At 70.4% G+C, this 17969-nt stretch carries 21 protein-coding genes; 6 read left to right on the plus strand and 15 right to left on the minus strand.

The window, feature by feature from the left end:
* Positions 1–117: 117 nt before the first annotated feature.
* Both IEY87_RS35700 and IEY87_RS35705 read right to left on the minus strand, forming a co-directional pair.
* The gene (locus tag IEY87_RS35700) at positions 118–417 is read right to left on the minus strand and encodes a hypothetical protein (RefSeq protein ID WP_189143251.1); all 300 of its coding nucleotides are present in this window, start codon (positions 415–417) and stop codon (positions 118–120) included.
* A 100-nt stretch (positions 418–517) separates the two neighbouring features.
* On the minus strand, positions 518–673 hold the full coding sequence (locus IEY87_RS35705; protein WP_189143252.1) for a hypothetical protein: 156 nt from the start codon (positions 671–673) through the stop codon (positions 518–520).
* Between the two features lie 104 nt (positions 674–777).
* On the opposite strand from IEY87_RS35705, the gene IEY87_RS35710 reads away from it, so the two are divergent.
* Positions 778–2001 (plus strand): helix-turn-helix domain-containing protein, encoded by a 1224-nt coding sequence (locus tag IEY87_RS35710; protein ID WP_189143253.1) that lies wholly within the window; start codon positions 778–780, stop codon positions 1999–2001.
* A gap of 112 nt (positions 2002–2113) precedes the next feature.
* Positions 2114–2995, plus strand: a complete 882-nt coding sequence (locus IEY87_RS35715) for a hypothetical protein (RefSeq protein WP_189143254.1) — start codon at positions 2114–2116, stop codon at positions 2993–2995.
* A 67-nt stretch (positions 2996–3062) separates the two neighbouring features.
* Here the strand turns inward: IEY87_RS35715 and IEY87_RS35720 are convergent, their stop codons facing one another.
* Positions 3063–4235, minus strand: coding sequence for a serine hydrolase domain-containing protein (locus IEY87_RS35720; protein WP_189143255.1), 1173 nt, complete (start codon positions 4233–4235; stop codon positions 3063–3065).
* Between the two features lie 326 nt (positions 4236–4561).
* Between IEY87_RS35720 and IEY87_RS35725 the strand changes: the two genes are divergently transcribed.
* Positions 4562–4927, plus strand: a complete 366-nt coding sequence (locus tag IEY87_RS35725) for a hypothetical protein (protein ID WP_189143256.1) — start codon at positions 4562–4564, stop codon at positions 4925–4927.
* 289 nt (positions 4928–5216) lie between these two features.
* Here IEY87_RS35725 and glnA read toward each other — a convergent pair whose 3' ends face one another.
* Entirely contained in the window at positions 5217–6641 is a 1425-nt protein-coding gene (gene glnA, locus IEY87_RS35730) for a type I glutamate--ammonia ligase (protein WP_189143257.1), read from the minus strand.
* A 95-nt stretch (positions 6642–6736) separates the two neighbouring features.
* Positions 6737–7075, minus strand: a complete 339-nt coding sequence (locus IEY87_RS35735; RefSeq protein WP_189143258.1) for a hypothetical protein — start codon at positions 7073–7075, stop codon at positions 6737–6739.
* Positions 7076–7112: 37 nt separating this feature from the next.
* Here IEY87_RS35735 and IEY87_RS35740 point away from each other — a divergent pair, with 37 nt between their 5' ends.
* From IEY87_RS35740 to IEY87_RS35750, 3 genes are read left to right on the plus strand one after another with little or no spacing between them, the layout of a single operon-like run.
* On the plus strand, positions 7113–7574 hold the full coding sequence (locus IEY87_RS35740) for an RDD family protein (protein ID WP_189143259.1): 462 nt from the start codon (positions 7113–7115) through the stop codon (positions 7572–7574).
* A gap of 59 nt (positions 7575–7633) precedes the next feature.
* Positions 7634–8353, plus strand: coding sequence for a TetR/AcrR family transcriptional regulator (locus IEY87_RS35745; RefSeq protein WP_225277976.1), 720 nt, complete (start codon positions 7634–7636; stop codon positions 8351–8353).
* Positions 8350–9291 (plus strand): glycoside hydrolase family 113 protein, encoded by a 942-nt coding sequence (locus IEY87_RS35750; protein WP_225277975.1) that lies wholly within the window; start codon positions 8350–8352, stop codon positions 9289–9291. Before IEY87_RS35745 ends, IEY87_RS35750 begins: the two co-directional genes overlap by 4 nt.
* Here the strand turns inward: IEY87_RS35750 and IEY87_RS35755 are convergent.
* The 10 genes from IEY87_RS35755 to IEY87_RS35800 all read right to left on the minus strand — a co-directional run bounded on the left by IEY87_RS35755 (position 9272) and on the right by IEY87_RS35800 (position 17885).
* Positions 9272–10036 (minus strand): class I SAM-dependent methyltransferase, encoded by a 765-nt coding sequence (locus IEY87_RS35755; RefSeq protein ID WP_225277974.1) that lies wholly within the window; start codon positions 10034–10036, stop codon positions 9272–9274. The two genes, IEY87_RS35750 and IEY87_RS35755, sit on opposite strands and share 20 nt — an antisense overlap.
* 11 nt (positions 10037–10047) lie before the next feature.
* Positions 10048–10728 carry a DUF4191 domain-containing protein gene (locus IEY87_RS35760; RefSeq protein ID WP_189143261.1) on the minus strand — a complete coding sequence of 227 codons (681 nt, stop codon included), beginning with the start codon at positions 10726–10728 and terminating at the stop codon, positions 10048–10050.
* Positions 10729–10949: 221 nt separating this feature from the next.
* Entirely contained in the window at positions 10950–11804 is an 855-nt protein-coding gene (locus IEY87_RS35765; protein ID WP_225277973.1) for an alpha/beta fold hydrolase, read from the minus strand.
* Positions 11805–11871: 67 nt separating this feature from the next.
* The gene (locus IEY87_RS35770; protein WP_189143263.1) at positions 11872–12258 is read right to left on the minus strand and encodes a VOC family protein; all 387 of its coding nucleotides are present in this window, start codon (positions 12256–12258) and stop codon (positions 11872–11874) included.
* Positions 12259–12460: 202 nt separating this feature from the next.
* Positions 12461–13417: an AraC-like ligand-binding domain-containing protein gene (locus tag IEY87_RS35775; RefSeq protein WP_189143264.1), complete on the minus strand. Its 957-nt coding sequence runs from the start codon at positions 13415–13417 to the stop codon at positions 12461–12463.
* Between the two features lie 60 nt (positions 13418–13477).
* Positions 13478–14407 carry a lipoyl synthase gene (gene lipA / locus IEY87_RS35780; RefSeq protein ID WP_189143265.1) on the minus strand — a complete coding sequence of 310 codons (930 nt, stop codon included), beginning with the start codon at positions 14405–14407 and terminating at the stop codon, positions 13478–13480.
* Between the two features lie 46 nt (positions 14408–14453).
* A complete protein-coding gene (locus IEY87_RS35785; RefSeq protein ID WP_189143266.1) occupies positions 14454–15431 on the minus strand; it encodes a M48 family metalloprotease in 978 nt (325 codons plus the stop codon).
* A gap of 48 nt (positions 15432–15479) precedes the next feature.
* Positions 15480–16172 (minus strand): lipoyl(octanoyl) transferase LipB, encoded by a 693-nt coding sequence (gene lipB, locus IEY87_RS35790; RefSeq protein ID WP_189143267.1) that lies wholly within the window; start codon positions 16170–16172, stop codon positions 15480–15482.
* 38 nt (positions 16173–16210) lie between these two features.
* Positions 16211–16948 (minus strand): Type 1 glutamine amidotransferase-like domain-containing protein, encoded by a 738-nt coding sequence (locus IEY87_RS35795; protein WP_189143268.1) that lies wholly within the window; start codon positions 16946–16948, stop codon positions 16211–16213.
* Between the two features lie 46 nt (positions 16949–16994).
* Positions 16995–17885, minus strand: a complete 891-nt coding sequence (locus tag IEY87_RS35800; protein ID WP_189143269.1) for a TIGR01777 family oxidoreductase — start codon at positions 17883–17885, stop codon at positions 16995–16997.
* Positions 17886–17969 lie beyond the last annotated feature (84 nt).

The following is a 17969-nucleotide window of genomic DNA, read 5'->3' on the forward strand; positions in this document are numbered from 1 at the left end:
TCCTTTGGGGTCGGGTCGTCCTGCTCCTGTGGATGGTGGTTCCGCACGCGATACCTCTGGGCCGCGGGACCACTGCCCGGCCTGCTACCTCGTGCGGAACGGCAGGCCGGGAGCTCTTCAGTCGGGCCACATGTAGGCCCTGGCGTTGTGCAGCAGGGTGATCTGGTGGGAGAGCGCGGAGGCCAGGGCAGTCGCGTCAGGGGCTTCGACACGTTCCTTCACCCCGGCGGCCAGCAGTCGGCCGGTCGTCTCACGCCGCAGCTCGGCCGTCCACTTGTCGATCTCCGGACCACCGATGACGTGCTGGATCTCCCAGCCGGGGTACGTGGACCGCAGCGCGACCGACCAGCTGGCGTACGGCCTGGCGGGACAGGCTCTCGATCGGCCCTTCGGCGACAGCGTCGCCCGGCATCTCACTCACCACCACGCTCGAACACGATCCCGCCCGTCTCCTCATCCCGGCGAGCCCGCACTACGACGCAGCCATGGACGTAGCTCGGGTGTCGCGCCACCGGATTCACCCGGACATGCCGGATGACCCTTCGGCAGGCCCGTCCGGCATCGCGTCCATCGCTGTCTCAAGCCGTTTCGAGGCGATGTCACGTTCATCGGTGATCCCTGTGGATCCGCAGCCGCCGCTGCTCTCGACTTCCCACGCGTACAGCGCGCTCATGTCCTGGTGCACAGGTCTCATCACATCCGTGCGTGGGCAGCCTGCGAAGAGGACACTGGAGGAGAGCACTGCTATCCCCTGTGTCCGCCCTGAGGAGTCATGCGATGAACGATGCTCCCGCCTGGGCCGCCCGACTACGCGCCGAGCGGACCTCGAGACAGTGGTCGCAACGGCAATTGGCGCGACGGCTGGCCGAGGTGTCTGGAGCGGAACTGCCCGAGCCGGAGAGCCTGATCCGCATCATTCGTGGCCACGAACGTGGTGAGCATCGGCCCGACGACCGGTACGCCGAGCTTTACTGCCGGGCGTACAGCTTGAGCGAGGCTGTGCTGTTCGATGCCGCCGAGGAGATAGAAGAACTGGGCGACGAGATCGACGCGATGGAGCTCGTACGGCGGGCCGAGGCGAGCGACGTTGGCCGGGATACGTTGGAGCGGCTGGAGACGGCCGTCGACGATCTCGCGTCGGCCTACCCGAGCAGCCCTCCCGGCGTGCTGCTCGGCAGGGTGAGGCGGCATCTCGGATACGTGAGCCGCCTGCTCGACGGCCGTAAGACCATCACCGAGCATCGGCGGCTGCTCGTGTCCGGCGGATGGCTTTCCCTGCTCGGGGCGACCTGCCATATCGACCTCCACCAGTACACCCCTGCTGCCGCGCGGCTGCGGACCGCCGTACAGCTCGCGAGACACGCTGGCCATGCCGAGCTGACAGCATGGTGCGTGGAGACGGAGGCATGGCAGGTCCTCGTGGACGGCGACTACCAGCGGGCGGTGACGCTGTCACAGGGCGCTCAGGCGATAGCCCCGAAGGGCAGCTCGGTGTTCATTCAAGCGACTGCCCAGGAGGGCAGGGCGTGGGCCCGGCTCGGGGACGGCCCGGCCACCCGCGATGCGCTCAACCGCGTGCACCGGCTCGTCTCCCCGCTTTCCCCGCCGGACCGGCCGGAGCATCACTACCGGTACGACCCGGCCAAGAGCGACGCCTACACGGCGACCACGCTGTCCTGGATCGGAGACCCTGCGGCGGTGCCATACGCCCGCCAGGTCCTGGCCCGGCTGGATACGGGCGCGGACGGCCGCCCCCGACCACGTAGGGCGGCTCTGGCCCGATTGGACCTGGCACTGGCCTTGCTGGCCACAGACCAGCCCGACGAGGCCGTGGACGTGACGCTGGCCGCCATCAGAAGCGGCGAGATCGTGCCGTCGAGCTACTGGCGGACATCGGAGATCATCACAGGCGTGGAGAGGCGGGCACTGCCGGAAGCGTCCGCGCTACGGGACGCCTACAGCGAGCTGTGCGTTCGCCGAAGGGCAGAAAACAGGAGGTGAGCGCACGAAGCGGCGCACGTTCCTCAAGAGTGCGAGCACCGCGCTGGTCGCGGGCGGGTTGGTAGAGGCCGACCCGTACAACCACGCGGTCGCGCGGTTTCGTGATGCTCTCGTGCCGGACACGCCCGTCAAGGTCTCGGACATGTCCCTGCCGCTGATCTCCCGCGCTGTCACCAAGGCGCGCCGGGACTTCACCGCGGCACGGTACGCGGGCTTGGCCGATGACTTGGCAGGGTTGGTCCCTGTTGCCCGTACGGCCTGCGATCCGGCCGGGCACGCGCTGGCCGCACAGGTCTACCACCTGGCCGCCCGCACGCTCATCAAGCTGTCCGCGCCGCCGTACGCGTGGGTGGCCGCCCACCAGGCGGAGCAGTCCGCCGTGGCGAGTGGTGATCTGTGCGCCATCGCCGACGCCCGGCGGGACCTGGTCAGCTTGTTCCACCGCGCCGCCGACTACGGCAAGGCCCGCGACTTGGCCGCCCGCGCCGCCGACACGCTGAGGCCCGAACTGCCCGGCGCGGGGCCGGCGGCGTGGGGCGCGTATGGGGCGCTCATGTCCACCGGGGCCATCGCCGCAGCCCGGCTGGAAGACCGGGCGAGCGCCCTTTCCATGCTGGAAGAGGCCGAGATGGCGTCGAGCCGAGCGCCCAGGCTGGTGCTGTCGGCCGGCCACGTGGTGACGTACCGGATCGGAGTGTCCATCATTCTCGGCGATGCGGGGACGGCCATCGAGCATGCCCGGAGGGTCGCGCCTGACGAGATCCCGACCGTGGAGCGCCGGGCAGGCTATTACACCGGGGTCGCTGAGGCGTACACGCTGTGGGGGAAGACAGATCGCGCGGTGCGGGCGCTGCTCATCGCCGAGAAGATCGCGCCCGCCGAGGTACGCCGGCCGAACTCGCGGCGCGTGATCGAGGACCTGCTGCACCGCGATCCGCACTCGAACCTGTCGGGGCTGCGCGCGCTGGCCCGGCGTGTCTCGGTGACCCTGTAGCGATGCTCGACGCGCGAGAAGAGCACCGGCCCACCTCCGGGGCGGACGGTGCTCTTCTAGGATCGGGTCAGGAGCACAGGGCGGTGTCGAGGGCCTTGTTGACCTTGTCCGCTGCTGGCTGGGTGGTGGGCAGGGCGGTGACGGCGATGGTGGCGGCGCGGCCGTCCTTCGTGATGCCGGTACGGGTCTCGTAGCCGTCGATGTCGCCGCCGTGGCCGTAGGCGTAGCCGCCACAGCTCAGCTTGATCTTGAGGAGTCCGAGGCCGTACGTCCAGCCGGCGGGGAAGCCGGGGGCCTTCATGGTGTCCTTCATCTGCTTGAGCTGCGCCGGCTTGAGCAGCTTGCCGTCCATCAGCGCGACCAGGAACCGGTTGAGGTCGCTGGGGGTGCCGACGAGCTGGCCGGCGGCCCAGCCCCAGGACGGGTCGAGCCTGGTGACGTCCGCCAGGGACTTGGCGGCCTGCTTTCCGGGCTTCTTGGGGGCGTACCCGCTGGGGTGCGCCCCGCGGATGCCCTGCTCGCCGATGCCGGGCCAGTAGGTGCCCCGCAGTCCGGCCGGCTTGATGATCCGCTCGGTGATCTCCTCGCCGATCGGCCGCCCGGTCACCTGCTGTACGAGCAGGCCGAGCGCCACATAGCCGGTGTTGCTGTACGCCCAGCCCTTGCCGGGGGCGAAGTCCGGCTTGTGCGCCAGCCCGGTGTTCAGCAGCGCGTGCGGTTCGGCGTACGTGTGCTGGATCTTGAAGATCGACGGCATGTTCGCGGTGTAGCTGTGCAGGCCGCTGGTGTGCTGGAGCAGCTGCCGGGTGGTGATCTTACGGCCGTCGTTGCCCTTGCCGCGGATCACCTTGGGCAGGTACTTCTCGACGGGCGCATCTAGCTTGATCTTTCCCTCGGCGGCCAGCTGCAGCACGACCACGGCGGTGAACATCTTGGTGTTGCTGGCGATGCGCACCTGCCCGTCGACGGGGACCTCCGCCTTCGTCTTCAGGTCGCCCACCCCGGCGGTGTAGTTGCGGACCTGCCCGTTCGCGTCGCGCACCGACGCCAGGGCGCCGGGGAGCTCGCCGCTGCGGACCGCCTTGTCCAGGCTGGTCTGTACGGCGTCGCTCTGCCGCACGGTGTCGGCGCTCGCCGGCCCGGCGAGACCCACGCCGCCCAGCACGGCGACGGCCAGGGCGGCCAGAGCCGGCCGGCCGCGACGGCTGCCGGACGGGGACTTGACGGTGTGGTTCGACATGGGGGGCTCCCTGCTCGATGACTCGTTAAGCGATGTCACCAGCATGTCGGCGGGCCGTCTGATGATCGATCCCGCGCACTGGAGAGCGGTGGTACAGCCAGTGCTACCTTCTCCGTGCCGCTCGGAGCTTGCGTCCCTCATGCGATCGACAAGACGACCTCGGATGGGACGGGCCTCGATACAGGAAGATCGGCGAGTGCTGCCGTACAAGGAAGCCAACCCACGAGCGCCATATCTTCGTCACTCTCTGTTGTCATTCAGTTACATAGAGTGTTTATTGGAGCTGTCTGCCGGTGCAGACATTCCCGTACAGCGAAGGAGCCCCCATGACGACTCTCCTCGGCAGGACCGCAGTGCTGCTGGCCATGGCGACGGCCGCCGTCGGCCTGGCCGTGCCCGCTGCCGCCGTCACCACCACGGCCGCCCAGGCCGCCGCCCAAGTGCCCTGTCCCAGGGCCATCGGGCTGGTCTGCGGCCAGACCGCTGAGGGCGAGCTAAGGGTCATCACCAGGGACGAGCACATCATCCTCCCGCCCATCGTCCGGGCGCTGAACCAGACCCCCGGCCCCTGGTGCTTCTTCTCGGCGCCAGGCTTCAACGGCGACCGCCGCGAAGTCGCGCCGTGGGAGACCGTCGAGGACTTCGGCTTCGAAGTCCTCTCCGCCCGCCACGGCGCGTGCACCTGGTCATGAGCTTCGGCTCCTGACCTGACCTCCGGCCGTTGAGGCCAGGCCGCCGGCCCCGACATGAGGGTCCGGCGGCGCTTCACGTCCAGGCGCCGCCGGGCGCCGGGCATCAGCGAGACGCCGCCGAGAGTGGGAGGCGTCGCCAAGTACGGAGCGGCCCGGCATCGATGACGAAGCCGGGCCGCTCTGTTGTGTCAGGGGAGGAGAAGGGACGGAGAAGACGAGCAACGAGGAGAAGGTTCGTCCAGCTCAACGCCCGTTCCGGGGAAGGTCGCCGAGCCGGAGGACCCCGCCGTCACACGTCGTAGTAGAGCTCGAACTCGTGCGGGTGCGGGCGCAGCCGGATCGGGTCGACCTCGTTCTCGCGCTTGTAGGCCACCCACGTCTCGATCAGGTCCGGCGTGAAGACGCCGCCCTCAAGGAGGTAGTCGTGGTCCGCCTCCAGCGCGTCGAGCACCTCGGTCAGCGAGCCGGGCACCTGCGGGACCTGGCGGGCCTCCTCGGGCGGGAGCTCGTAGAGGTCCTTGTCCATGGGCTCCGGCGGCTCGATCTTGTTGCGGATGCCGTCGATGCCCGCCATCAGCATGGCCGAGAACGCGAAGTACGGGTTGCAGGACGGGTCCGGCACCCGGAACTCGATGCGCTTCGCCTTCGGGTTGGAGCCGGTGATCGGGATGCGGACGCACGCCGAGCGGTTGCGCTGGGAGTAGACCAGGTTGACCGGCGCCTCGTAGCCCGGCACCAGGCGGTGGTAGCTGTTGACCGTCGGGTTGGTGAACGCCAGCAGCGACGGCGCGTGCTTGAGCAGGCCGCCGATGTAGTAGCGGGCCGTGTCGGACAGACCGGCGTAGCCGACCTCGTCGTAGAACAGCGGCGAGCCGTCCTTCCACAGCGACTGGTGGCAGTGCATGCCGGACCCGTTGTCGCCGAAGATCGGCTTGGGCATGAACGTGACCGTGTGGCCGTACTCAAGGGCGGTGCTTTTGATGACGTACTTGTAGAGCATCAGGTTGTCGGCCGTCTTGAGCAGCGTGCCGAACCGGAAGTCGATCTCCGCTTGGCCCGCCGTGCCGACCTCGTGGTGCTGCATCTCGACGTCGATGCCGCACTCGATGAGGTTGCGGACCATCTCCGAGCGCAGGTCGGTGAAGTGGTCCATCGGCGGCACCGGGAAGTAGCCGCCCTTGTAGCGCGGCTTGTAGCCGAGGTTGCCGCCTTCGGTGGCTTTGCCGGTGTTCCAGGCTCCTTCGATGGAGTCGATGTAGTAATAGCCGGCGTTCTCGCGCGTCTCGAAGCGGACGTCGTCGAAGATGTAGAACTCGGCCTCCGGGCCGAAGTAGACCGTGTCGGCGATGCCGGTGCCACGGAGGTATTCCTCCGCCTTGCGGGCGACGTTACGCGGGTCGCGGCTGTAGGCCTCGCCGGTCAGCGGGTCGTGCACGAAGAAGTTGATGTTGAGCGTCTTGTGCTGGCGGAACGGGTCCAGCACCGCGCTCGACGGGTCCGGCAGGAGCAGCATGTCGGACTCGTGGATGGCCTGGAAGCCGCGGATCGACGAGCCATCGAACATGAGGCCGTCGGTGAAGACATTGGCGGCGAAGTTCTCAACCGGAAAAGTGAAGTGGTGCGTCGTTCCCGGCAGGTCGGTGAACCTGACATCGACGAACTGCACTCCTTCGTCTCTGATGAACTTCAGGACGTCGTCGGCGGAGCTGAACACTCTCGAACCTCCCTGGGAACGGGCTATCAGCCCGACCGTACGGCGCGGCCGTTTCCATACGGTGTCTCGATTGTTTCGCACGTGTTACGCGGTGCTCAGGTCGGCTGCGTTCCTGCCGGTACGCGGAAGAACGGGGACGCGCTGTCCTGCGGCGTGGCCTGATCGGGAGTGAGCAGCTCAGGGCGGAAGACGAGCACCAGTCCCGCCGCGGTGATCACTGCCAGCACGGCCGCCGCCGCGAACCAGGCGCGCGAGATCCGGCGGCCGGACCCCGAGGAACGGGCCGCCTTGCCCGCGGCCGCTCGCATGCTGCGCCGCTCGTCCTCGCTGATCTGCGCCACCAACTCGTGGAAGCGCGCATCCAGGTCGTCCCCATACGGCATGGCGTACATGATGGGCCCGAAGCGGCCCACTTTGAAGCGCGGTTGGGTCACGATCCCGACCGTCCGCCCTGCCGGATACCTTTGAGCCATGAGCAGGAACGAGCCACGCTGGACGCAGACCTGGCTGGGCGGGATGCGATCCGCCGGCGTCGACCTCGGATATCCGGGCCAGCGCCTGGGGCTGCCCCAGGAGGGCAGCGGATCGATCGCCGGGTGGGGGCGCAGGATCGCCGCGCTGGTCATCGACTGGATGATCTGCACATGGGCGATCACGCAGCTGCTGCTCGGGACCAACCCGGCCGAGTCGCCGTGGATCCCGGTCCTGGTCTTCGCCGTGCAATATCTCGTGCTCGTCGCCGTCATGGGCCAGACCTTCGGGCATCGGCTGGCCGGGATCAGGGTCGCGGCGATGGACGGCGGCGATCCGCGCTGGGTGCCGGTGCTGGTGCGCACCGTGCTCCTCGCCCTCGCCATCCCAGCGCTCATCTTCGACCGCGACCACCGCGGCCTGCACGACAGGACCTCCAACACGATGGTCGTACGCATGTGATCTCCAAGAGAAAACCATACCGGGTTTATTTTTGAACTCGGTATGGTTATGCTGCCGTCATGATGGCAGGGCTCAGGCAGCGTAAGAAGGAACAGACGCGGCTGCGCATCGCCGAGGTGGCGTTGCGGCTGTTCGGTGAGCGTGGGTACGACGCGGTGACGGTCAATGAGATCGCCGAGGCCGCGGGCGTGGCCAAGGTGACGCTGTTCAGTTACTTCCCGACCAAGGACTGCCTCGTCCTCGACGGGATCCAGGACGACCCCGCCGGGATCGTCGCCGCGCGACGGCCGGGGCAGTCGCCCCTCGACGCGCTGCGCGAGCACTACCGCGCGGTCGCGGCCCGGGGGGCCGACGGCGTCGACGTCCAGCGGCTGCTGACCCAGGTCCGCGTGGTCTCCGAGACCCCGGCCCTCATGGCGGGCGTCTACCAGGCCCACATGGGCCAGCGCTACGAACTGGCCGCCGCACTGGAGGCCGCCTCCAGGCAGGTCCCGGAGGGCGCCATCCCAAGTGCCCCGGAGGGCGCTGCCCCGAACGACCCGAAGGGCGCCTCCCCAGCGGGTGACGATTCAGAGGGTGGCGAGGTGGCTGAATTGGCGGCGCGGATCATGGCCGGTCAGATCACCGCGACGCTCACCACCGTCCAGGAGGCGTTCTTTCACCGTCTGGCCGCCGGGATGCCCCTGGAGGAGGCGGGCCGCCGCCGGACGGCCGACGTCGAACTCGCCTTCAACCTCCTCGAAAACGGCTTCAAGCCGAAAAATGGAGATAAATCGTGAAAAAAGGGATCAACTACGACACCGGCTTCCTCCCCGAGCCGGACCGCAGCCGTAAAGCGTTCGACGCCGAGACCGTCCGCCGCGAGATGCGAGTGATCGCCAACGACCTGCACTGCCAGGTCGTCCGCGTCTCCGGCGCCGACCCCGCCCGCCTGTCCGTCGCCGCCGAGCAGGCGGCCGCCGCCGGCCTGGAGGTCTGGTTCGCGCCGTTCCCCGTCGACCTCCACCCCCAGGACACGCTCGACCTGTACGCCGAGTCGGCCCGCCGAGCCGAGACCCTGCGCGCGAGCGGTGCCGAAGTGGTCCTGGTCGCCGGCTGCGAGACCAGCGCCTTCTGCCACGGCTTCCTCCCCGGCGCCACGTACGGCGAGCGCATGCGGGCCATGGCCACAGCGGACGCCGACTGGTGGCAGACCACGATCCCCCAGATCACGCCCACCCTCGACACCCACCTGGCGAAGACGGCCGAGACCATCAGGCCCCTGTTCCACGGCAGGCTCACCTACGCCGCCGGCCCCTGGGAGTTCATCGACTGGACCCCGTTCGACCTGGTAGGCGTGGACGCCTACCGCGCCGCCTACAACGCCGGCCACTTCCGCGAGGAGCTGCGCGCCCACTTCAAGCATGGCAAGCCCGTCGCCGTCACCGAGTTCGGCACCTGCCCCTACCGGGGCGCGGCCGAGCAGGGCGGCTCGGCCTGGCTGGTGCCCGGCGACGCGGTCCCCGACGAGGGCGAGCAGGTCCGCTACCTGGAGGAGCTGATCGACCTCTTCGAGGAGGAGGGCGTCGAGACGGCCTTGTGGTTCACCTTCGCGGGCTACACCCGCCTCGGCGCCGCCGACCTGGGCTCCTACGGCGTGGTCAGGATGCTGGACGAGACCCACTGGGAGCCCAGGGAGGTCTTCGGCGCGATGGCCGCTAGGTATTCGCGCAGGTGAAGATGGCGGTGCCCGGCAGGTGCCTGCCGCGCAACGGACTCCACCCGCCCCACACCCGCTCGTGCCCCTGCGGCCACTCGGGCTCCAGCAGGCCGGTGACGGTCAGCCCGGAGGCGACGACCAGACCCACCCAGTCGCCCATCGTGCGATGGTGCTCGACGTAGGTGGGCGTACCGTCCTCGTCACGTTCGACGTAGGGGGTGCGGTCGAAGTAGGACCGGTCGGAGGTCAGCCCGCGCGGCCCCGGATCGTCCGGGAACGCCCACCGGATCGGGTGGCTGACCGAGAACACGAACCGGCCGCCCGGCCTGAGCACCCGGCGCACCTCCCGGAAGACCGCCGCCGGGTCGGCCACGAACGGCAGCGCGCCGAACGCCGAACAGGCCAGGTCGAAGGCGTCGCCGGCGAACGGCAGCACCTCGGCGTCGGCCTGCACCACGGGAACGCGCACGCCGCTGTCGAGGTCGATGCGCCGGGCGTGCAGCAACTGCCGGTGCGACAGGTCGAAGGCCGCGACCTCGGCGCCCTGGGCGACCAGCCAGCGCGCGCACTGGGCCGCCCCGCAGCCGATCTCCAGGACGCGCCGCCCGCGCACCTCGCCGAGCAGGCGGGCGTCGGCCTCGTCCACGCCCTCCGGGCACCAGACGAAGCCGGCGTCCCGCAGGAAGTCGCCGTGCTCCACCTGGTAGTCGTCGGCGTTGCCGTCCCACCAGCCGCGGTTGGCCCGCGAGGACGTGGACGTCACGGGGGAGGGCACTAGCGCATCTTGGGGCCGCGCGGCATCCGCACACCCTTGGGCATCGGCCCCTTGGGCATCGGCATGTTCTTCGGCAGGGACCGCAGCCGGTCCTTGACCTCGTTGATGGCGGGCTTCTTCAGGTTGCGCGGCAGCTTCATGATGTGCCGCTGCAGCTTGGCCAGCGGCACCTGACCCTCGCCGTCACCGCACTGGATGTCGTAGATCTCGATGCCCAGCACCACCCGCGCGACCCGCTTCTTCTCGGCCGCCAGCATCTTCGCCACCCGGTTGCCGGGCCCTTCCGACACCAGCACGACCCCCGGGTGGCCGATCACCAGGTGGATCAGGTCCTGGTCACGGTTGACCGCCATGGCGGGGGTCACCTGCCAGTTGCCGCGCATGCCCTGCAGCACCGCCGCCGCGGCGCCCGTCTGGCCGTGCAGGATCGAATACTGGGCCCGCTGCGCGAGCTGCCCGAACACGACGAGGCCGACCGTGAAGGCCGCCAGGATGCCCAGGAACACGGAATACCACAGATAGTCCGTGACCAGACCGATCACGACGATCACAGCCAGCGTGCCGACCGCCGAAAGGAAGACGATCGGCATTCCCTTGGGATTGGCCTGCTTGATGATCTTCGCGATCATACGGAGCTGCTTGATGCGCCCCGGCTTCTCTGGATCCTCGGACTTCGCCATGGAAGGAAGGATACAAACGAACCGGACAGGTGCGAGAACGCGGTGGCCGGATCTTCCGCGTTGAGACGCGTTCGAAACCCCTTTTCGGGTACGGACGCCGCACGCGTCATGGCTCAGCGGCGGCGCCCGTCCCTTTTGTCAGACCTTGACCGTCAGAATCTCCCGGAAGCCGCCAGGTTGGAGCGAGCCGGATCACCCGGAAGCCGCCAGGTGGGGCCCGGTCACCCGGTGACGAAGAACTCCAGCAACTCCGGCACCAGCGCCCCGGCGGCCACACCGTGCGCCTGGCCTTCCAGGACGCGATGCGCCGCCCGGGGGAGGGCCGCGGCGACGGCCCGGCCCGCCGCGGCCATCCACGCCGGGCTGAGCTCGCCGTTCAGCACCAGCGCGGGTCGGTCGATGGCGGCGAGCCGCCGAGAGGGCAACGCGCTGCCCGGCCCCATGACGGCGGCCTCGTAGGCCAGCGTGTGCGCCAGCGCCTCCAGCTCCGCCCAGGAGGGCGACGCGCGCATGTCCGCGACCAGCTCGGCGGGCACCTGCGCCGCCGCCACCATGAACAGCTCCACGGCCGCCCCCCGCCGCCCCTCACGCACCAACCGCGCCAGTCGCGCACCGAAGCCACCCGGCGCACCGAAGTCGCCCGCGCAGTCGCCCGACAGTCCGGACGCGTAGGGGCTGTCATCCGGTAGGTCGGGGGCGTCCGGGGTGACGTGGTAGGGCGGTTCCCATACCGCCAGCTTGACGACCTCGGGCAACCGCGCGGCCGCCTCCAGCGCCAGCGCGCCGCCGGAGGACCCGCCGAAGACCATGGCAGCGCCGCCCGCGGCCGCCATCACCGCGGCCAGGTCCTCGATCTCCCGCTCCATCGCGTACGGCGCGGTGTCGCCGCTGGCGCCCCGGCCCCGCCGGTCGTAGTCGAACACGGTGAACCACGGCGCCAGCCCGGTCGCCACACCGGTGAGCGTGGGGTGCCCCCGGCCGGTGAAGGCCCCGTGCACCAGGACGAGCGCCGGCCCGGAACCGTGCCGGTCGAAGACGATGGGGGTCCCGTCGGCGGAGATCGCCGTCCCGGTCACCGGACCTACCCCGGGGACGCTCCGAAGCCCCATGCCGTGCCTGCCTTCCGCGTCGACGCCGGACATCTCAGCCCGCGGGCTGGACCAGGCACAGCACCTCCCAGTGGTGGCCGTCGAGGTCGGCGAAGGCGCGCTGGTAGCGGAAGGCGTCCTGCCGGGGCGGGCCGAGCGGGGTGGCGCCGGCCGCGAGCGCCTTCTCCGTCAGCTCGTCGACCTGGGCGGCGTTCTCGACGCCGACGACGAGGATCGCCTCGGTGCTCTTGGTCGCGTCACCGACCTCCTTGGCCGCGTACCCGGCGAAGGTCTCCTCCGCCAGGAGCATGACCTGGGCGCCGTCGTTGACGACCACCGACGCCATGTCCTCGCCGGCGCCGAACATGGCGAACCCCAGCTCGCCGAAGAACGTCTTCGACCGGCTCAGGTCCTTGACCGGCAGATTCACGAAAAGCTGCATGGTGTGTTCCTTCCGACTCAGGTCGGTCCGCTGCTCGCGAACCTGCCTCCAGTCTGCTGATCGGGACGCCGCCGGTCTTGCATCCTGACGCCCGGCGCCTTGACGATGCGCGCACACCTGCCTCAGCCGGCTCGGCGGCGGCACCCGAGGAGCGCACTGGCCTCAGCCGGCCTGGCGGCGGCACCCGACGGGCGCACCCGCCTCAGCCGGCCTCGCGGCGGTACTCGATCGGCGGCCGCCCATACGCCCGCCGGAACAGACGGCTGAAGTGGGCCGAGTCCGGCAGCCCCCACCTGGCCGCGATGGCGCTCACCGGCTGGGACCGCAGCGCCGGGTCGGCCAGGTCCTGGCGGCAGCGTTCGAGACGGCGGTGCCGGATCCACGCCGACACCGTCGTGTCACGCGACTCGAACAGCCGGTGCAGGTAGCGCACGGAGATGTGGTGCGCGGCGGCGATGGCGGCGGGATCGAGGTCGGTCTCGCCCAGGTGCCGCTCGATGAAGGTGTGCACGTTCAGCACCAGCGTCCGCTGCCGCGCCTGCGGGGACAGCGCCGGGAGCTGGTCGAGGCGCTCGGCGACGGCGGCGCTCACCAGATCCATCACCACGGTGGACAGGCGGGCGGCGCTGGCCGGCCGGTAGCTGTCGAGGTCGAGCGCCACCCGCCGCAGCAGCGGCGCGGCCAGCGCGCCCGCGCCGCCGTCCGACGTGATCGGCACCGCGGTGATCGCCGAGGCCGCGCCGGCGGGCAGCGCCAGCAGGTCGTGGGGGAAGCTGAAAACGGCGAGTTCCACGGCCGAGTCGTAGGCCAGCTCGTACGGCCGGGCGAAGTCGTAGATGACCAGCTCGCCACGGTTGAGCCGGACGCTTCTGCCGTCCTGCGCCAGCATCGGGCTGCCCGACAGGGCCAGCACCCCCCGGTAGAGCTCGGGGCTGTCGCGGCGGATCAGGCCGGGCGTACGGTGCACGCTGTGCGGCGTGGAGGTGCGCACCCGGCCGACGCCCACGGCGCCGAGCCGACCGGCCTCGATCTCGCCGCGCAGCGGCGCGTCCGGGTCGATCCGCACATCGAGCGGGCCCAGGGTGTCGCACACAAAGCTCCGCCAGGCGTCGTGCCGCTGTGCGGGCGGCACATCGCGAGCACGGATCAGCATGGCCATTCGGGTCATGCTAACCAAATAACCGTGTCCCGGGCATATGCCCGGGACCGTACGGCTGGGTCAGGCCGTCTGGCGGGCCGCGATGGCCTGCTGGTAGAGCTTGCCCGCCCGGTAGGAGGAGCGGACCAGCGGGCCGGACAGCACCCCGGCGAAGCCGATGGCCTCCGCCTCGGCCTGCAGCTCGACGAACTCCTCCGGCTTGACCCAGCGCTCCACCGGGTGGTGGCGCGGGGTCGGCCGCAGGTATTGGGTGATCGTCAGCAGGTCGGTGCCCGCGGCGTGCAGGTCGCGCATCGCCTCGGACACCTCCTCGCGGGTCTCGCCCATGCCGAGGATGAGGTTGGACTTGGTGACCAGCCCCGCCTCGCGCGCCGTCGTGATGACGCCCAGGGAGCGGTCGTAGCGGAAGGCGGGCCGGATGCGCTTGAAGATGCGCGGCACCGTCTCGACGTTGTGCGCGAACACCTCGGGCTTGCTGGAGAAGACCTCCTCCAGCTGGTCACGGTCGCCGTTGAAGTCCGGCACCAGCAGCTCGACGCCGCAGCCGGGCAGCAGCGCGTGGATCTGGCGGGCGGTCTCGGCGTAGAGCCAGGCGCCGCCGTCGGGCAGGTCGTCGCGCGCCACACCGGTCACGGTCGCGTAGCGCAGGCCCATCTGCTGGACCGACTCCGCCACCCGGCGCGGCTCGTCCCGGTCGTACTCCTTGGGCTTGCCGGTGTCGATCTGGCAGAAGTCGCAGCGGCGCGTGCACTGGTCGCCGCCGATGAGGAAGGTGGCCTCGCGGTCTTCCCAGCACTCGTAGATATTGGGACAGCCCGCCTCTTCACAGACCGTGTGCAGGCCCTCCCGGCGCACCAGCGATTTCAGCTCGGTGTATTCGGGGCCCGTCTTCAGCTTGGTCTTGATCCACGGGGGCTTGCGCTCGATAGGGGTCTCGGCGTTACGCACCTCCAGGCGGAGGAGCTTACGGCCTTCAGGAGCAACGGTCACCGTCCCACCTTACGTCTCGCCCGGCATGACCGTTCCGAGGGGGCCTTCAGGTGATGAGGCCGAAGCCCCGCACCGCCCGGGTGTAGTGCTGGAGCAGCTCGTCGTCGATGCGGTCGGACTCGGCGGAGCCGAGCAGCGTCGCGGTGGGGGAGCCGAAGACGCTCGGCGCGGCCCGCTCGAAGCGGGCCAGCGCACCCTGCCTGATCGCCGGTACGCTCTCGCCGCGCAGCACGGCCGCCTGCATGGGCGCCAGGTAGCCGGTGCTCGCCATGACCTCTTCGAGCTCGGCCAGGTCCTCGGCCGGCACCACCCGCCGCGCCAGCGTCAGCATCCGCTCGCGCCGCGGACCGTCGCCCGAGCGCGTCAGCCGGGTCAGGCCGCGCTCCAGCAGCAGCACCGGGGCGCCCAGCACCCGGCCGATCATCCGCCCGAACGTGCCCGCCACCTCGTAGCCGGTGCCGGGGCCGTCCAGCGCGCCCAGCGAGGCGGTGATCTTGTTCTGGGCCTCCTCGCGCGCCTTCAGCGGCCCCGAGCCCAGCAGGGCCCCGCGCCACTCGCCCAGGGTGGACAGCGCGCTCGCCACGATGACGTCGTCGCCGGTGACGCCGCGGGCGTAGGCCAGGGCCAGCAGGGTCACCCGCCGGTGGGGCGGCAGCGCCAGCCACAGCGGCAGGCCGATCACCAGCACGGGCGTCCTGAGCGGGCCGACCCGCTGGTAGACGGTGGCCGGCACCAGGTCCTGGACGGCGATCTTCTTCGGCCGCGCGATCCCCATCCGGTCGGCGACCCGCTCGGCGGTGCCGTACAGCTCGGTGGCGGCGGGGCGGTCGAGCACCTCGGCGTCGGCGGGCACCTGGCCCAGGCGCGGCCGCAGCAGCCAGCCGATCCCGATCAGCCCGCCGCCGATCAGCCAGGCGAAGACGAACGCGGAGTTGACCACGATGGTCCAGGCGCCGAGCACGACGAAGGCGAGGGTCAGCGCGTGCACGACGAGCGCGATGGCCACCGCTGTGATCCGCTTCACAGCCCGATCGTAGGCCAGATGCCCCGTCGAGGACCACCGCGCGTCCGGTCAGCGGCGCAGCAGATCCTCTTCGTGCAGCTCGAACGGCTCCCTGCCGAGGGCCTCGGCCAGCCGCTTCTCGGCGATCGGCATGACCTCCTCGACCACGATTCGGCGGCCGGTCTCCGCGGAGAGCGAGGAGACGCCCACATCGGGCAGGCCGCACGGGATGATCCGGTTGAACCACCGCGGATCGTTCGCGCAGTTGAGCGCGAAACCGTGCATGGTGACGCCCTTCACCAGGCGGATGCCCACCGTGCCGAGCTGCCGGTCCGGCAGGCCGAGACTGCTGTCGCCCACGGCCCACACCCCCGCCCGGCCGCGGACGCGCCGCGCCGTGACGCCGAAGTCGGCGCACACCTGGATCATCATCTCTTCGAGTCGGCAGATGTAGTCGACCACGTCGGTGATGGCCACGATCGGGTAGCCGACGAGCTGGCCGGGACCGTGCCAGGTGACCCGGCCGCCCCGGTCCACGTCGACCACCGGCGTGCCGTCCGTGGGCCGCTCGTGCGGGGCGGCGCGCTTGCCCGCCGTGTAGACGGGGGCGTGCTCCAGCACCAGCAGCGTGTCGGGGAGCTCGCTCGCGACGCGCTTGCCGTGCACCCAGCGCTGCAGCGACCAGGCCTGCTCGTAGGGGACGTCGACGCCTAGGCGGACGACGGCGAGTGCGTGGGGATCGACCCCATGGGTGGGGCGCATGTGTCCATTGTGCCGTTCCCTCACCCTTGTAGGGTAATTCAGGATGTCAGCAGGCGAGGTTCGATTCTGAACTCCTTGGTCCCGCCGGCCCCGTCGTGCTCCAGCCGGTAGGCGTAACCGTCGGGATCGGCGGTCACGGCCTGGATGAACTCGGTGCCGACATAGTGCAGCGCCACGCCCTCGTCGGCGGCGTAACCCCCGGGCAGCTCACCGCTGGCGACCGACGCCTGCAGCAGCGGCCGGCGCTGCGGGTCGGCGTTGTAGTGCACCCCGCACGAGTAGGGCAGCAGGCCGAGCCCGTCGGACCACGCCCGCAACCGGGGGCCGAAGGAGTCGGTGTTGCCGCCTACGTGCCAGCACAGCGCGCCCGCGCTCTGCCCCGACAGCACCACCCCGGCCCGCCACGCCTCGTCGAAGACCTCGTCGAGGCCGTGCAGCCGCCACAGCGCCATCAGGTTGGCGACGCTGCCGCCGCTGACGTAGATCATGTCCTGCTCCAGGATCCACGCCCGCGGATCGTCGACGTTGGGCATGGGGAACACGGTCAGATGGCTCAGCTCCACGTCCCAGCCGGCGAACGCGCCGTACATCTTGAGCAGCCACTCGGAGCTGTCGCCCGTCGCGGTGGCGAGCAGGCCGAGTTTGGGGCGGTCCTGACCGGTCAGGTCAAGGCCGTAGCGCAGCAGCGGGCTGGCCTCGATGAAGCCGAAGCGCTCGGTCTGCCGGAACGATCCGCCCCCGATGGCAAGGATGTGTGACTGCCCTGACCTGGTCATATCCGGTATCTCCCCGAAGTCTCCCGAGCGAAGGACGAACAGCACACTAGAGTACGGCGCGCAGCGCTTCGCCGAGACTGGTATGGGTGAAGACGAAGCCGCTGTCAGTCAACTTCGCAGGCAGGATCCGGTGCCCGGACAGCAACTCCTTGGCGAAGTCACCGACCCCGAGGGTGAGCGCGAACCCCGGAACCGGCACCGGCATGGTGGGCCTGCGCAGCGCCGCCCCGAGCTCCCTGGTGAACTCGGCGTTGGTGACCGGGGTGGGGGAGGTGAGGTTGACCGGCCCGGAGAGCCCGGGAGTGTCGAGGATGCGCAGGGTCGCGGCCAGCCAGTCCTGGTCGGAGATCCACGACCAGTACTGCCTGCCCGTGCCCAGCGGCGCGCCGAGCCCGATCCTGAAGATGGGCAGCATCTTGCCGAGCGCCCCGTCGCGTCCGCTGAGCACCAGCCCGGTCCGCAGCTGCGCGGTGCGCATGCCGAGCTCGCCGGCCGCCCTGGCCTCGGCCTCCCACCGCTCGCACAGATCGGGCAGGAACCCGCTGCCCTTGCCCGCGCTCTCGTCGATCACCCGGTCACCGGTGTCGCCGTAGAAGTCGATGCCGGAGGCGGACACCAGCACCTCGGGCCGCTGCGACAGCCGCCCCAGCGCGCCGACCAGCAGCCGGGTGCCCTCGACGCGGCTGCGGACGAGCTCGCTCTTGTAGGCCGCGCTCCAGCGCCGCCCGGCGATCGGCGCCCCCGCCAGGTGCACGACGGCGCGCGCGCCCGCCAGCACCGCCGGGTCCAGCACCCCCTCAGCGGGCTGCCAGAACGCCTCGTCGCCGCCTCGCGGCTCGCGCCGGACCAAGGTGACCACCCGCTCGCCCGCGCCCCGCAGCGCGGCGACCAGAGGCGTGCCCAGCAGCCCCGACGCCCCCGTCACGATGATCGTCATGCGGACCACCCTACGCCGCGGAAGGCCAAGGGCCGGGGACGCGGCAGTCCGCGCACCCGGCCCCTCGGCTCACCTGTCCCGCCG

It is taken from the genome of Nonomuraea glycinis, assembly GCF_014646515.1.
Lineage (GTDB): Bacteria > Actinomycetota > Actinomycetes > Streptosporangiales > Streptosporangiaceae > Nonomuraea > Nonomuraea glycinis.